The organism is Pseudoalteromonas aurantia 208 (assembly GCF_014858725.1).
In the GTDB taxonomy this organism is placed as follows: Bacteria; Pseudomonadota; Gammaproteobacteria; order Enterobacterales; family Alteromonadaceae; genus Pseudoalteromonas; species Pseudoalteromonas aurantia.
Genome location: NZ_AQGV01000012.1, coordinates 1,686,752 through 1,702,784, shown reverse-complemented (window position 1 = coordinate 1,702,784; position 16,033 = coordinate 1,686,752). Strand labels below are relative to the sequence as shown.

Genomic DNA, 16,033 nt, shown 5'->3' with positions numbered 1-16,033 from the left:
AGTTTTTTGGGGGGTCTAAAAATGCTTAAACTAGGACTGGTTTTATTGTTTTTAACATCACATATAGCTTTCTCTTCAAATGAAAGTTCGGTGCCAGATAATAATTATGAAGAACATATTTCTCAAGTAGAGTCATCGGTGGAAGCGAAGTTGTTCGGGGAGTATTATGATATTAATACAGGTAAGGTTTCATTTAAGCAAACAGATATCGATATAAAAGGTAATAGTAGTCTTGAAGTCGCAATAAGACGAAAATTCTCAAACCAGGGAGGTTATGGAGCAACTAGAGAATTTGGAGATTGGTCATTAGATGTGCCGTATATTCGTATCAATGATTTATGGGCTAGAGGTAGGAAAAACTATTACAATGTGAGTGAAAATTATAATTTTTGCCTTCAAAAATTTGCTACATCATTTATTTCTATTGGCGAAGGGGGGGGGGCTAATCGTCCGGTATCTAGTTTTAATAACTCAGCTTTTTTGTATATACCAGAAGAAGGCGAGTTTTCCATACTTGATACTGAACAAAATATAATTAAAGATTTTTCTGAGTTTGACCAAAATTATAGTTCAAAAACTACGAAAAATGGTCATCATTTTAACTGTTTCACCCCTAGTTCAGGCCCTGGAATAGGTATCAAAGTGAAATCCCCAAATGGTAAGGTTTATTATTTTTCCAAACCAAAAATAATTTTTAATGCATACCACAATCGCCGTTACCTTGACCATAAAAGTGGGACTCGCTGGACTGATGTAAGTGTTTACTTAATGGTTACACGTATAGAAGATGGTTTTGGAAATTATGTTAATTACAACTACGATCAACCTGATACTGGTGAAAATGTTTATAATAGACCTCCAGATGACAATCAGTTGATTTTAAGCTCAATTGCCGCCAAGGATGGTCGAAAAATAACCCTTAAATATGAAACCGTTAGAAAAAAAGGTTCCGTAGGTGATGCAGGGTACAACCTTCGGCAGAGAGTTAAAAGTGTCACAGTAAATGGAAAGGAGTGGAGCTATGAGTATGACTCGTTTACAAGTCACTTTGATAAGTTTTCTCTAGAAAATTTTGACAATTTAAATTTTTACTCTTTAAGTGAGGTTGTAAACCCAAATAAAACTAAATGGAAATTTATAGGATTGACCCCACAGAATGTAATTACATACAATGATAATACTGGGAACTCGGGACATATAGACAAGTCATTTCATCCTATTTTTAAAGCCGCTATTAGCCCAGCAGGCTTTGTTGATACATTAATGGGGGGGTTAAGTAGTGAAACTACAAAAAATAATAAACTAACAGGCATCCCGGACTACACTGCAACTATAATATCTCCATCGGGGGCTGAGGCTAATTACACTTTTCGGTCGACGCATCACGGTATTTCCGGTTCGGAAAAGGCATACTTTCATAAATATTGTAACTTATCTTTATCAACATTGATTGATATCCTTCAGTCATGTAAAGGTTGGAATACACTAGATGAAAGTCGTTTTTTTAGGAATTATAAATATGATGTGTGGTCGCTTATTAAAAAACAAATTGATACCTTAGATGGTAAATACGAATGGACTTATGCATATTCAGAGAATGTCGTACCTGCTTGGGATATTTTTCAAGGGTTTTTACCATCTGCACATCAGTCTATATTAGATATGTATAAAACTAATTATACTGCAGAAGGATTGCCAGGGAGCATTAAAGGAGATGATGTTTATAATTATAAAGTCACAAAAGTTACGAATGAACAAACAGGTCTGAGAGTTGAATATGTTATTAATAGAGACTTTTCTAGTCACATGGATGGGAAGGTAATATTAAAAAACTCTTATAATAAGGAAGGGGAATTAATTAGAAAGGAGGATTATGGTTATAAGCAGCTTAGAAAGGTAGGTAGTAGTGGTCGACGTTTTTCGAATGAATATAATGTGGAATGGCAAACGCCGTTGTTTAGAAAAAGCATTATAAATATATCTTCTGATGGGGTGGAAGATGTGCATAGGTATAATTATAGTGATTTTGATGCGTTAGCTAACCCTGAACTAATAATTAAGACTTCAAATGAAAAGACCATTTATGAGAAAAGGGAATTGATTAATAGTAAGGGAGAGACAGTCAATAAATTTGGTCTGCTGGGCAATAGCTGGCTTAGTCATGAGCGTGATGAGAATTTTGTGTTTTTCAAGGGGTATGATTATAAGTTGGTGAACGAATACCCTTCGCGAGTGCTCGTGAGAAGTAATTATTATAAATATAACTCATTAAATCCGATTTATACGTATGTGGATTATCATGCTGATGGTAATGTTGAAAAAATTGAATATAATAAAAAAAGCACGTTCGGTAATGGTAATTTTTTTGTGAAATATTCAGAATATAGTCGAGGGTTGGCACAAAGTGTAACTGTACGAGAACCTAATTCTGATGATGAAATGCTAGAGTTGAAGGTGGTTGATTATAATGGTTTTATTACCAGTGTTACTGATTTTAACGGAGTGAATAAAAGGTTTGATTACGATGAGATGGGGCGCTTACTGGCAGTTGATTTAACCGATGATAAAAAATATGGATCTAATTTAGATACTCTATATGAATGGAATGATTTATTAAATACCCGAACCATTTCAAAATGCACTCTTGACGATGCTAGAACTGCGTGTACTGACAACGCAACTTTTAGAGTTACAGAGTATTATGATGCTTTATTACGGCTAAAGAGCAAGAAGCTAGAAGACTTGGTTAATACAAACGACGCTAATAGTGTCAGATACCAATACTTTGATTATGACCATAATAACAAGCAAACGTTTGCCTCTCATATAACTAATTCAAGTGCTAAAATCACCAATGGCGTATCTACTAAGTATGATGCATTAGGTCGAGTTAAAAAAGTATCTACAACAGGTATGGGCGATGTCAGGTACGAATATTTAGCAGGTAATAAAATCAAAGTAACTGACGCTCAAGGTAATGCAACCACCACCACTTATCAAGCATTTGGTAGCCCAAGCTATGAGATTGCCACCAAAATAGAATCACCAGAGAATATCACCACAGACATTGATGTAGATATTTTTGGATTGGTTAAATCAATCACTCAATCGGGTGAGCAAGAGACATTTACTGAAACACGAACGTATGACGCCAATAAGCAACTTTGTTTAATACAACGTGCAGATGTGGGTAACACCGTTATGAAGTACGATGCGCTGGGTGGGCTACAGTGGCAAAAGCAAGGTGTAACGAATACTGAGTGTGTAACCGAGAAACCAACAGATAGCACATCATTTATTTATGACAATGTGGGCGATTTATATAAAATTGACTATCCGGGTACGGATATTGATGTTGAATACACACGGGATAATAACGGCAATATTAAAAAGCTAGTTGCGGGCACAGTCACGCATGCTTATAACTACAATAACCAAAACCTACTAGAAGATGAAACCTTAACAGTAGGGAGTGATGGTACATTAACGATAGACTATGACTATAATAACTTAGGGCATAGAAGTGCCATTACGTACCCTGATAATACCAAGGTGCAGTTTAAACCGAATGGGTTTGGTGAACCAACAGAGGCACAAGTGTACGATGCAAGCGACGTTGTACAGCAGTCGTTTGCCATAGATGCAATTTACTATGCACACGGCGCATTGAATACCTTTACTTATGGGAATGGGGTTAAACATACCACCACGGTGAACACAAGTTCATTATTGCCAGAGAGTATTGTTGATTTACAAGGGACGACCAATATTGTCAATTTAGGGTATACCTATGACAATAACTTAAATATTACCTCCATTACCGATACGCAAAACCCGCAATTTAGCATTACCAACATGACGTATGATGGTGTGGATAGGCTAAAAACAGTAACAGGGGTCGCAGGTATAGGTAATAGCGCAATAACCTATGATACGCTCGGCAATATTAAAACCTACAGCAGCAAAGACCGCGACTTAACGTATAAGTATGATACATCACTTAACCGTCTCACATCCGTAACAGGGACGGGTACCGATGGAAAGTATGCAGACATAAAATATGATGCACGGGGTCACATTAAGCATAACGGCAAATTTGACCTGAACTTTAATGCAGCAAACCAGTTAAAGAGCGCCAAAGGCAACACCTATTTCTATGACGGCCACAATCGTCGAGTTAAACAAGTGGATGGTAAAGGCACGAGTTACTCAATGTACAGCCAAGATGGCACATTATTATATCGTGAAAAGGGCAGTTTCATCGGTGAAGGAACGAGTTACATTCACTTAGGTAAAAAGCTGATTGCCAAATATGGTGATGTAACACCGCAAACGGTGGCAGAAAGCCGCCAACACCATAGGCCATTTGGTGAAAGTATTGAAGCGCCAAAAGATGACGTAGGGTATACGGGGCATAAGTTTGATACAGATTTAGGGTTAAGTTATATGCAGGCACGATACTATGATCCAGTCATAGGTCGTTTTATGAGTAATGATCCTGTTGGGTATACTGCTGCAAACCCTGTTATGTCGTTTAACCGATATATGTATGTGAATAATAATCCTTATAAATATAATGATCCAGATGGAGAATTTTTTAACTTAGCATTAGGAGCTATAGGTGCAACTGTAGGTGCAATATCTGGGGGGGTTAGCTCATATGTATCTAGTGGCGGTGATTGGGGAGCAACAGCTACTGGAGCAGGTATTGGTGCAGCGATTGGAGCTACGGCAGGGCTTACAGGTGGCGCAAGTTTAGTTGCCGGAGGCAAAGCAGCCGAGATAAGTGTGAAAACAGCTACAGCAGGGAGAGCTTTAGCTACTATGGGAAATACATCATTGAAAACAGGTGCTGTATCAGCAGCATCAAATGCTGCTGGACAAGTCGTAGGGCATGATGGAGATCTTAGTAAAGTTAGTGGTACTCAAATTGCTGTTGCAGGTGCTGCGGGATTAGCTCCTGGGCTTGTTGGGGGAGCAATTCTAGAAGCTACTGGTACTGCTTCTGTAGCATCAGTATCAGGTATGGCGACCGCTACTGTAGTTTCAGACGCTATAAATACTGTTACTCAAATCGTTGGTAGCGAGATAGCTAAAGATTTGGAAGAAGATTAATGAACAATAACACTACAATAGAAATAGCAAAGAATTCTGTTCCTTTATTATTAGTTATTTATTGCCTTGCAGGTGTATTTCCTCTACTGAAATATACATACTTGAACCAAGAACCATTTATATTTACCTTTAAATATGTGGGACCAGTTATTTTAGCTAGCATGTTATATATTTCGCTTGAAGTTATACGGTCCCAGAAGCTGTTTATTAAAGTAATTTATATTTTTCAGATCTTAATTAAAGCCTTTTTTATCACGATTATGACAACAGGGTATTTGTTACTGGTCAATGATTACTTAAGTGAGTCAAAAGAAGAGTGTTTTATTGGTGAAATTGTCGAAAAATGGAAGAATTCAGAATCATTACTTTACACTGATTACAATTTTAAAGTGAATGACAGTAGTACAAATAAACAATATTCTTTGAATGTGAGTAAAAATGATTACAGTCAGCATAAAGAAGGCCAGTTGTTTAAACAATGTTTAAAAGATGGTATGCTGGGTATTCGTTTTAAGTAGTTTTCAATAAACGTTTTTTGATCCAAAGCCTCGCACTCTCGGGGCTTTTTGTTGTTTTCAGAAAATTTAATAAAAAATAACAATCCCGAATTCAACTTCCAAATGCATCAAGTAGATAAGCACGACGAACACACCGTGAAATACAATGGTAGTATTTGGTATCAGTTAATCTCACTTGCCTTTTTCGTGCTGTAGCCATAATGGAAAGCGCCTATCTTTTAAGCTGAATCTAAAAGATAGGCAGTGAATGAAAAGCAATCAATTTTGGGTGGGTGTCTTGTTAAATTATACTGAGTATATTTTTTATTCCATCGTTATTGTCAACTTTTCAAATGGTTTGAAGTGGGTGTTATTTAAGCTGTTTTTATTATGGTTTTAATTTTAATACTCTAATTTAATTTTAATTAAAATAAGATATAATGCATATTCTTATATAGTATATTGAGGTGTGTGTGAAAGTAATAAGCTTGATTTATGTGTTTTTATTAATTATACCAATGGTAACTAATGCGTCGGGAGTTCAATCTCAGTTACAGTCAATTGAGTTAGTCAATGATAAGGTGGTGTTTTCGTTGCAATCATCAAAGACACATACCACACCGAGTTGTGCGGCCAGTCCTACACAAGCACAATGGACGTTTGCACTCAATGATGTGAATGGTCGAGCTATGTATAGTATGCTAATGACTGCTGTGGCAAAGCAACAACAAGTTGAAGTCACGAGTGCTCAAATTTGTCTGGAACAAATTGAGTTAGTATCAAGTATTCGCTTGGTTGTTAGCCAGCCAACCCCAACCTCAAGTGCAGACAGTCAAACTGGGCAGCTATATTTATATAAAGGTGACGGAGTAACTAAGTTGGGAATTTATGCAGGTCAAAATGCAGCTATTATGTATTTACCAATTGGCTTTCCTGCATTTTTGAAAGGTTACGATGCAAAACCACACGCTTTATACTATTTAGATGAACAATGCCAAGGTGATGCATATCTTCCCGAAAATAGACGTTATGCACCTTATTTAGATCCTATTAATAATCGTTTTGTTAAAGCTGAATCAGAACGGATGAAGAATTACCCAGATAAAAAAGTATATTTTTATAGTTTGGACACAAATGATTGCAGGTATCAAAATTTTACTTCAGCGAATACGCATGGAAGAAATTATTATAAAGCAAATGTGGTGGCGCATCCGTTGTGTGGTTTAAAAGGCTGTATTGTAAAATAGCTTTGAATAATATGGGTGGTTAAAAACCTCTTGCGCAATTGGGTAGGTTAACCACTTTTTATATATTCAGTTTATGTGAGTGATAAGAGAAAATAATGCTTTAATTTATTTGTTATAACGAATGAGGTCAGATTTATTTTAAATAAAAAGCCAGTTTTTTCTGGCTTTTTGTTCACATACTATAAGTGTTATGAACCAACCACTTTTGCATATTGTTATATTTTTTGAATTCTAACGAAGATGGAACAGTCACATGAGTAATAATGGCAGGTGTGTCAGGGGGTGGAATGAACCAAAAAAGAAACCAAAAAAGGACAGTCACAAGTTTCTTGCGTATTTGAATCTGTGATATTCAGTCACAACTAATCTCATTAATAATCCATTTAAGAAGCTGTGCCTTGTGGTATTGATTGCTTTGTTGCTTTTTTATAGTGAACCAAAAAAGGACAGGCACAAATTTCTTGCGTACCCTAATTCAACTTCCAAGTGCACCAAGTAGATAGGCACGACGCACACACGGACGCAAGATGGGACAGGCACAAATATCCTAACTCTCTAAATTCGGTAAAATGGGGCAGGGTAGTTCAGTTCGACCACTTTATGAAAGAAAATAAAATGGGACAGTCAACGAAGTAACAATGTGGGCCTCCCATAGCTTTTTATACATCCAAAGAGTTAGATTACAACTTTACCCTGGGAATTTTTGAGCAAAACCCATTTTTACGCCTTTCACAATAGAGGCTTCATACACGAATAAAAAACAGCATACAATTTAAAGGAATAACATGAAGAAAGCATTACTTGGTACATTACTGTTCACGCTTCAAGGTTGTGTGAATAGTCCATCAACAACAACTGTAAAAACAGCCTTAAAATCAGAACTAGAACCAGAGCTAGCACAGGCTTGTATTGGTAGTACTGCGCTCGATGGTGAATTACGTACGCGCTTTAAACCAATTAAAGATACAGAACTACTTGCGCAAGCGATTGGCGAGCCGCTTAAAGGTAAACTATGTCAAGGAGCCGTTTATCAAAGTACGCAGGAAGTGACCATTTACCGTGCTTGGAACAGTACCAATCCGAATAGTCAGTTTGGTCAATGGTGGTCATTTCAATACCCATCGGGCACCATCGCAGATTATAGAAAAAACTATGAAATTTGCTATCAATGGTCACCACTGGATAAGCTAGTACAGTGCACGCTTAAAATTGGTACAAACGTGGTTGTAGGGAATGGTCAAAGCGAGCAGTGTTCAGAGTATTTAAGCTATCCAGTTTCAGTGAAGCAGCAGGTATTTATTGCCGCATCGGCCGGTGCAGTAGAGAACTGCCAAAGTTTTAACGGTATAATGCGTTGGCAATAATTGTATATACTCAAAGTGTACCTTAATTAACTTGTATCATGATAAGTAAATGATAAGCCTCTTATGTGTTATGCCGTTCGCTGAGTTGTTTCAAAGTGTGGTGAGTTAGGTCAAGGTGCCCATGTAAGGTGTACGAATTTAGCGAGTAAGCCGCGTTATTATTGATTTAATATTGTTGATTTAAGGATAGGTTAATAAAGCTAGCCATTAATAACTTAAGTTAGCTATTAATAAGTTGGTTATTAATGGAAGTAATTATTAATTAAAGCGGTTGTCATTCGATTACCTGCCGGTGATTATTGAAAGTATATAAGTAAAGGTCTAAATAGATAAAAATAACGCTAGACCTTTACAGCGTGGCAGGATCAAATAATTCCTACCGTTCATGCGTGTGATTATGGCTGGCCTTTAGTGCAGCCACTAGTGTCGTTATAACAACGTCTACACGATACTGTAGGTGCTTCACAAAAATCACGTTCTTGTGTAAACCAGTTACCTGCACCGGCAGCAACCTGTGGTGTCATATCATTTGCGATGGCTTTTATGTCGCGAGATAGGTTTTTTACTTTCTTTTTATTTAGTTTTAGTTTCATTTTATATGTCCTTTTTTTAATTGTTCAACTTAGCCTAACATCACTGAATCCAATATAAAAGGTGTTTTTGCATACAATATCCAAAATTTAAAAGCTATTCAATAACAGTAGGTTGTGAATATTTTTGCTTTTTTAGCCAGTTTTACCGATGGAGCTCATAGGGCAGGTAGGTTATTGAGGTTAAAATAAGCGAGGGAAGTAGGTTTAAATGAAGTCGTAAACCTGAACTGAAGATGTACAAGTTTCTAATGGGGTTAGGGCGGATCCGTGGTTGTGCATATAGAGTTTATAGCAGTGAAAAATGTGCAAGAAAAGCTGCCAATTTTAATGGATTCTACATGAAGGGTTCATTGCGTTTTTTGTCATATTTGATTGTCAGTTAATTGAAGAATCGATAACGACTTTCACCTAGTGTCAAATGACTCAAATATAAGTCAAGTTAATCAAGTTTTATTGTTTGCGTTTCATCTGAACCTTCTAGGTGAAATAAATCCCCTTTATATCACTTTTCATTAATTTAGTTGCTATTTAACCTCAGGTTTGGATAAGGGTTTTGGAATAGAAAATGTTTTGTAAACAAACTTACGTACAATCCAATGATGATATTTAGTTCAATATCAAGGCGCTTTTATGCAGTAATAGCGGGCTATTACACATGAAAGCAACGCCGAGAGTGATAAAAATAGCTTTATTGGGCAAATTCGCTTATCCAGAACTGAGGTTATTTAGACAGTGCGCAGCATAAAGGAGATTAGCTCACACTATATTGCTTATATGACCAAGGAAAGGAAGGTCATGTAAGGGGGTTATGTTAAGAATAAGTGGGCAGAGTGCAAAGCAAAGATTGATATCATTACTATGGGCCGTATATAAACTTGGAGTTTATGTGAAAAATAGGCCCATAGGTAACGCTTATAATTTTCAGTAGGGAGAATTTATAGTACCAATTTAACTGTTTAAAACCATAATTCGGCTGAAAAGTTCTTTATTTTTCTTAATTAGTTAAAACTATTACTATCAATGTTTTAACCGATTTATATAGCGGTTTCAGAATAAAAACCAAAGTGAATCACGCATAAAATCAAACCAATAAATTATTTTTAAGATACAAATTTTGACTGAATGTTTAATGCTCAATACGTTATAGCTAAGCACGACATCGTTGCGACACTGAGCGCTTTAACAACAAGATAAAGTTGAGATAATCTATGAAAATAAGAAAATTAATACCTCATTTAGTATTTGCCTTAACGCCTATCGCCTCGTCGGTGGCTTTAGCCAATACTTGCCCAAACGTGAACTCTGAAGACATCACCGCATTTTCTGAAAAGTTTGATGAACTCAAAGGGAAGTTTAAAGAAGTTGCAGCCCAAGAAAAGTTACCCTCTGAACCCATAGGCAGTGACTTAGCTGGGCTAGAAAATACGTCTCCTGGTTTTGCTGAAGTAGCGGGCAGCCTTGCTGAAGTTGGCGGTACTCTGCTGGGTGTTGAAATGGGGTTGGGGGGTTTAGCCGCGGGTATTAGAGACCACAATAATGAAGAAATTATAACGAGTAGCGTCACAATTGGCACGTCGGTAGGTATACCGATTTTAACTCGGATCATTACTGAACTAGCAGGTGAGATGGTTGGAGAAGTCTTTGGTGGGGTTGCTGCAGGTGTGGTTGCCGAAGGCTTTAGTATTTATAGCGGTGTAAAAGCAGAGCAAGCTATCACCAAGGTTAAAGATCAAAACGCGGATTTAAAAAGTGAGTTTGTTAAATATGCAGACCAAGTTGTAAACAAAATGAACAATGTGAGAGGGACGATACTAGGCAACTCTGGTGCCGCATTAAAGCTCGATGCGAAACTCATACCCGATGTACTGTTTAATGTTAATAAAGAAAAAATTGATTATTTGTCTGACAAAATATTCGTTGAAATGCTCAGTGCCAAAGCATACTACCTCAATCAGCAACGTATAACACCCGATACTGAGGGAGGCAGTGATAATGTAGATACGGTTTTATCGTATATTGATCACCAAAGCTACATGATAAATGAAGAGTTTCGGTATATTACCATTAAACCAACACCGGGAATTTACCCGGCTCACGCATTGAAAATCAGCAATAAATACAAAAAACAAGGCAGAAGCTGGACCACCGAAGAGGTGGTATTCGAAAGTAAGATATTCAAACAGTACCTTGAGCCTTTACTCGTTTATAGGAAAAATATCGCAAATCCAGTGGCTGAGCACATAGTTGAACAGGTTATGGATAATAATAAAGCGTTAATAAAAGAGTACAAGGCATTAATACAATCTGAAATGAGCTCAGATGTTTGGCAACAGCAATTAACCAGCCAATACAATACGGCCATTCGTACTCAGTTGGCTTGGTATATTTTTGGTCAAGAATTGATCGCACAAACTGATACCGCTGACTTTGATGTGGCTGAGTCTTTACTGTGGATCTCTCGAATATTCTTCCCAATGATTGACGGGTTTTATGATGGTTCATTGACTAAAAAAGCCATAAAAGACATTGATATGGGACCCATTACTGTGGCACTGGTGAATAAGTTTACCAGCGATAGATTAGATATTAATGATGAAGAAAAAGTAAATCAGATCATTATCAATCAGCTTCATAATGACGAAGACGTGCCCCCAAATATTCAACATGCAGTCCATACTGCACTGCAAAATACGCACAGTAGAGTGAATAAAATGTTGCTAGCAGACAGTGACATAGTCAAACTTTCTTTTGATAAAAAACAAGTGCTTGAGCAGATCCAGCAGCTAGAGAAAAACCATGTTTTTACCAACAGTATCAATAAAAAAATTGAAGACTACTTAGACAATTTTGGTGGCATATTGAATCCAAGAAAGGGCACGGATGAAACGTTTAACCGTGATGCCGTGATGGAAATGTTTGGTAATGTGTTAGTGGATGCAGCAGAGCTACATCAAGGTTACATGTGGAAAGTAAAAGCACAGTTAAGTGACTTGCATGGTACCTTGAAAAGCCATCCTGATGTGTGTAGTGCGAGTCAGGCCTTGTATCAAAGCGCCGAAAGCATTGAGCTCAATTATTACGACTATTACGTGCAAAACCCAAGTTTTTCTCATTATAAGTGGCTGACTTTCAGAATGTTGCCTGATGTTGTTCAAGAAACCAACCAAATCATTAATTACTTAGGTAATTCAGCCAATTTATTGGCAGATAAAGGTCAGTGCTCTAACAAAGCCTAATTCTATCTTAGCTTCACTCAACCAATTCAGCATTTTATTTGATGCTAATTTACAGGACCGACTTATGTTTACCAAAACTAACTTATTTGCTCTTTCGATATTCGCAAGTTCATTGTGCTACGCTGCGCCACCGTTTACAGATGATGGCAGTTTGAAACAGTTTTTTGATTTAAAAGGATCAGAACTCACTTGGAAAACTGTGACCATTGATGGATTTACCGATGAAGTACCCGTTGCACCTCATGCCCAACGGTATTATCAAGATAGACTAAAACACATTACAGACCGAAGTTTTAAAGCGTGGGATATGAAAGAAATAGAACGCAGAAAGCGTATCTCTGAGCTAGACGAGCTAGCAGAGCAAGGCAAATTATCGCCCGGTGAAGCATTTGAGCGGGCTTCACTGCGTGGTGTTGGAAAAGAAGTGCTGACGCGTAATGAAGTACAAGCCATTAAAGAATATACCGATAGTAGTAGCCCCCATATAGAAGATATTTTAGCGGATAAATTAACTGACAGAGTGAATACCTTGGATAATGCGCTAGACCACATCCCAGCGAATAAAGATATTACTTATCGGGGGGCTGCAGCTGAGCCACAGCAATATGGGGAGAACATACAAGTTGGCGACCATATTCAAAGCAGAACGTTTATGTCAACGACAGCAGATCCTGCATATGCAAAATCATACAGTGAGCGAATGGCAAATTCAGGTGATAAAGACGCCATCTTCTTCAGAGTTGATGGAGAAACGGGTAGAGACATCAGTATGTACAGCGTATATACAGGTGATAGCATTGAAGCGGAAGTGTTATATCCTCGCAACAGCGTATTCCAAGTGACTAATATCGAAAAAAGTAATGGAATTACCTACGTGAATTTGCAAGAAAAACCCAGTTATAAAGGGCATGTTAAAGATGTATATTCGGGTAAAACGTATGAAAGAAAACCCCCTGCATTAGATAACCCTGAGATAGAAGGGGCATATTGTATAGGTTTATAATTGTACGAAATAGCTAAAAATAGGGTGGTTTGTTATTGTTTTTCGTTGGAGAGGTTATATTTTCTATTTCATTGACAAGAAGCAATAACAATACCACCTCTTATATTTTTAAGTTGTTATTGAATCTATTTTATCATTTCTAATTTAAGGAAAAGTAAATCAGATTAACCCTTTTTTAATTCGCTATTTAATAATGGTTAATCTGTTTTTGTACTTTAGTGATGTTGATTTTTATTGTGTTTAATGGTGTGTGTTTTTAATTGTTAAACACTTGATTTTCAATGTGAAAAGGTTGGTTTGTTTATTGACAAAAATTAATTTTTTAATATACTGCGACTCCTGCGTAGAGGACTATGCAGTATTTAAGATTTAAAAGGACGATATATGTTTAATAAAGTAATACTTGCTTCGGCATGCTTATTTTCACTTTCAGCAAATGCCACCGTTATCTCAAAAAACTTCTCACCTATTTTAAAAAATAATTACCCTCTTCACATCACAGAGCCAGATAGGGCGTCTTTAGATCAAAAGAATTATTCTCATGGGTATCTTGCGAGTTACGCACAAGGGTATGTTGATATATCAAAGTACTTGCTAACGGTTGATCAGGTTTGTTTTGAAGTAGACACTCAATACTCAGGGTCTGGCTCCACTCCAGGTACGGCGGGTGTAAATGTCTATAACTACTTTATGTATGCTAATGGTAGCCGTAGTACAAATAAACAGAATGGATCAGCATCAAGCCTTGCAAGGCCAACCTTCTCTCATTGTTTTGAACTTGCGGAGGGTTATGCAAATAGTTTCGTTAACGAGGGTAAAATTGCATTTACACCGTATACGACCAATGAAAATGTAGCGATTGCTGATGTTAGGGTGTCGGTGACTGGGTTATCAAAAATCAGTGGCGATATCGTAACAATAGACGCCGCGTCGAATGTGGTAGGCAACGCCGGTGGTGAAGCTGTGATGCACCCTGTAGAAAGTGGGGTCACTTATGCGCTTACTATTATCGATAACACGACGGCACTCAGCAGTGGCGTTGGCTCGTACTCTACGTTAGGCGTTTCATACTTAGATGCAAGTGGAAATAGCACACTAAAAACGCTTGATGGCCATACGCCAGTGTATCTTGAATCAATGAGTGATCTATCATTGTTCTTAATTGGTAGTGATACATCAAGCCAAGGTCAAATGAGTGTGAATATCAAAAAAGTTAATTTTGATTAATGATGTTTTCTTATATTTGATTTTTACACATACCAACGGACAACAATGAGTTGAGCATTTGTTTTAAAGACAGTATTAGATAAAAATAAAGAAAGCCAGCGAGTGCGTGCTGGTTTTCTTTTACTACAGCGCTAGGCTTACAACATCGGTGATAGACATGCTTGTTCCTATATTACACTTATAACTAACAATAGGCGGTATGTTATACCGTACATTATAGACGTTAAGTAATGAAAGTTTAGGAGAAAGTATGAGTGGCGGTTTACTTATTTAAAATCAAGTATTAATAATTAATTCTCTGTGCTTTGAGCATTGTCGCCTCACACTATTTTTGGCAGAGCCGTATTAATATTGACCTAAAACGAATTTGGCTTCGTATTACTGGTTAAATGCAATTTTGGAGAATAAAATATGCTTCATTATTTAATCACCAGTCAAGATTATCATGCTTTCCTTAAAGCTCAGCAGCAAATAGAGGCGTTTGCGCGTACAGAAGACATATCTGCATTGTGTGGCAAAAAGCCGCACCCTTTGCACACTTGGATCACAAAAAGTGTCTTGAATATTGTTAAAGTGGAGTGTTACACCTTACTGTCGGCTTTGGTTGTTGTGTCGGCATTATCATTAACGTTTAATCTATCGCTTAGTGTGTTTTTGCTTCTCACGTTGATTTCCTTATTGTTCTCCATGTGGGTGTCTGGTTTAGCTGGCGCAGAGCTATTGCAACATTACTTGCAGTGCCAAGATGTGACACAAGACAAAGAAAACCTTCTAGCACTTTATATAGAAGTTGAGGAGCCTGAGGTTCCCCAGCTTACGTCTTTTTTATGCGAGTCAAAAGAGGTTGCAGCAGTAAAAATTGATTAGCCTATAGGTAGGCTTTGCAATGAATGGGTATAGGTGAGCACCGAGGCGATTTTGGTTGTTCTAATAGCTGATAGCACGAGATGAAAGTGAAAAGCAGAGGGTATATCCTAGCGTTTAGTAGGGATAACCTCTTCTTACTTTATTTTAAGAGTGATAACTTCTAGCACTTTTTACACTGTTGGCATGTTCATTCGCACGTACCGTTTGCCTTTTTCTCTTTCTAAGTATGCTAATTTCACAGCGGTACTTAGCTCTTCATATAGGGCATTCACAATCGGTTTATTAACGTGTTGCCCAGTGATTGGGAAGCCCCATTCAAATAGCCAAACCAAAACTTGGTTGAGTACGGTGTCGCTTTCTTTATGCGGGTTGATCATACCATAGACTAATTTATTCGAAATCTCCGTTTTTTGTATCGCAGATAGCTCTGACGCAGCATCTGTCCATCCTTTTAAACGCATCAGCGTATCGCTTTTTGCGCTATTCATGGCTTGGCTCATTTGCTTGGTTTGGCGTAAGTCTTCATTTTTACATCTGCCAAGTATATCAAGGTCTCGATTGGGCAGGTCAATTGTTGCCCAGTTTGGATAATTAATAAAGTCGAGCCTGTATGATTCATTCACCGCAACATGGGTTAACTCGTGGACTAAATTTCCAATATTACCGAACTGGTAACGTACCTCATATTGCCGTGTATTGTCTGTTTTGTAACGACACACGGCCGAGCCACTTGTTTGCACGTTTATCCACTCTACGACTAAAGGTGTTACTTCTAAGACTTCACTTATGATGAATTTTAGTGGCCCACTGACGATACTATTTAAGCGACGAAGTTTCGCCAAATCTTGCTCTACACTCATGATTTACCTATATAAAATAGCCAT

General features: G+C 37.4%; 10 protein-coding genes and 1 pseudogene. 8 read left to right on the top strand and 3 right to left on the bottom strand.

The genetic code is table 11. The features are described from left to right. Positions 1 to 21: 21 nt before the first annotated feature. Both PAUR_RS11145 and PAUR_RS11140 read left to right on the top strand, forming a co-directional pair. On the top strand, positions 22 to 5,115 hold the full coding sequence (locus PAUR_RS11145) for an RHS repeat domain-containing protein (RefSeq protein WP_192507827.1): 5,094 nt from the start codon (positions 22 to 24) through the stop codon (positions 5,113 to 5,115). Then, positions 5,115 to 5,633, top strand: a complete 519-nt coding sequence (locus PAUR_RS11140) for a hypothetical protein (RefSeq protein ID WP_192507826.1) — start codon at positions 5,115 to 5,117, stop codon at positions 5,631 to 5,633. Before PAUR_RS11145 ends, PAUR_RS11140 begins: the two co-directional genes overlap by 1 nt. A 112-nt stretch (positions 5,634 to 5,745) precedes the next feature. Here the strand turns inward: PAUR_RS11140 and PAUR_RS23980 are convergent. Next, positions 5,746 to 5,832: pseudogene (locus tag PAUR_RS23980) on the bottom strand (Mobile element protein); the annotation flags it as partial. A 253-nt stretch (positions 5,833 to 6,085) separates the two neighbouring features. Here PAUR_RS23980 and PAUR_RS11135 point away from each other — a divergent pair. Together PAUR_RS11135 and PAUR_RS11130 are read left to right on the top strand one after the other, a co-directional pair. Next, a complete protein-coding gene (locus PAUR_RS11135; RefSeq protein WP_192507825.1) occupies positions 6,086 to 6,859 on the top strand; it encodes a hypothetical protein in 774 nt (257 codons plus the stop codon). A gap of 785 nt (positions 6,860 to 7,644) precedes the next feature. Next, a complete protein-coding gene (locus tag PAUR_RS11130; protein ID WP_192507824.1) occupies positions 7,645 to 8,223 on the top strand; it encodes a hypothetical protein in 579 nt (192 codons plus the stop codon). A gap of 395 nt (positions 8,224 to 8,618) precedes the next feature. Here PAUR_RS11130 and PAUR_RS11125 read toward each other — a convergent pair whose 3' ends face one another. Beyond that, positions 8,619 to 8,816, bottom strand: a complete 198-nt coding sequence (locus PAUR_RS11125) for a hypothetical protein (RefSeq protein ID WP_192507823.1) — start codon at positions 8,814 to 8,816, stop codon at positions 8,619 to 8,621. A gap of 1,208 nt (positions 8,817 to 10,024) precedes the next feature. Here PAUR_RS11125 and PAUR_RS11120 point away from each other — a divergent pair. The 4 genes from PAUR_RS11120 to PAUR_RS11105 all read left to right on the top strand — a co-directional run bounded on the left by PAUR_RS11120 (position 10,025) and on the right by PAUR_RS11105 (position 15,149). Beyond that, positions 10,025 to 12,052 carry a hypothetical protein gene (locus tag PAUR_RS11120; RefSeq protein WP_192507822.1) on the top strand — a complete coding sequence of 676 codons (2,028 nt, stop codon included), beginning with the start codon at positions 10,025 to 10,027 and terminating at the stop codon, positions 12,050 to 12,052. A 64-nt stretch (positions 12,053 to 12,116) separates the two neighbouring features. Continuing rightward, positions 12,117 to 13,055 (top strand): ADP-ribosyltransferase, encoded by a 939-nt coding sequence (locus PAUR_RS11115; RefSeq protein WP_192507821.1) that lies wholly within the window; start codon positions 12,117 to 12,119, stop codon positions 13,053 to 13,055. A gap of 384 nt (positions 13,056 to 13,439) precedes the next feature. Beyond that, complete coding sequence (locus PAUR_RS11110; RefSeq protein WP_192507820.1) at positions 13,440 to 14,282, top strand: hypothetical protein; 843 nt, start codon at positions 13,440 to 13,442, stop codon at positions 14,280 to 14,282. Positions 14,283 to 14,693: 411 nt separating this feature from the next. Further along, positions 14,694 to 15,149 carry a hypothetical protein gene (locus PAUR_RS11105; RefSeq protein WP_192507819.1) on the top strand — a complete coding sequence of 152 codons (456 nt, stop codon included), beginning with the start codon at positions 14,694 to 14,696 and terminating at the stop codon, positions 15,147 to 15,149. Positions 15,150 to 15,319: 170 nt separating this feature from the next. Here the strand turns inward: PAUR_RS11105 and PAUR_RS11100 are convergent, their stop codons facing one another. Then, positions 15,320 to 16,009, bottom strand: coding sequence for a hypothetical protein (locus tag PAUR_RS11100; protein ID WP_192507818.1), 690 nt, complete (start codon positions 16,007 to 16,009; stop codon positions 15,320 to 15,322). Positions 16,010 to 16,033 lie beyond the last annotated feature (24 nt).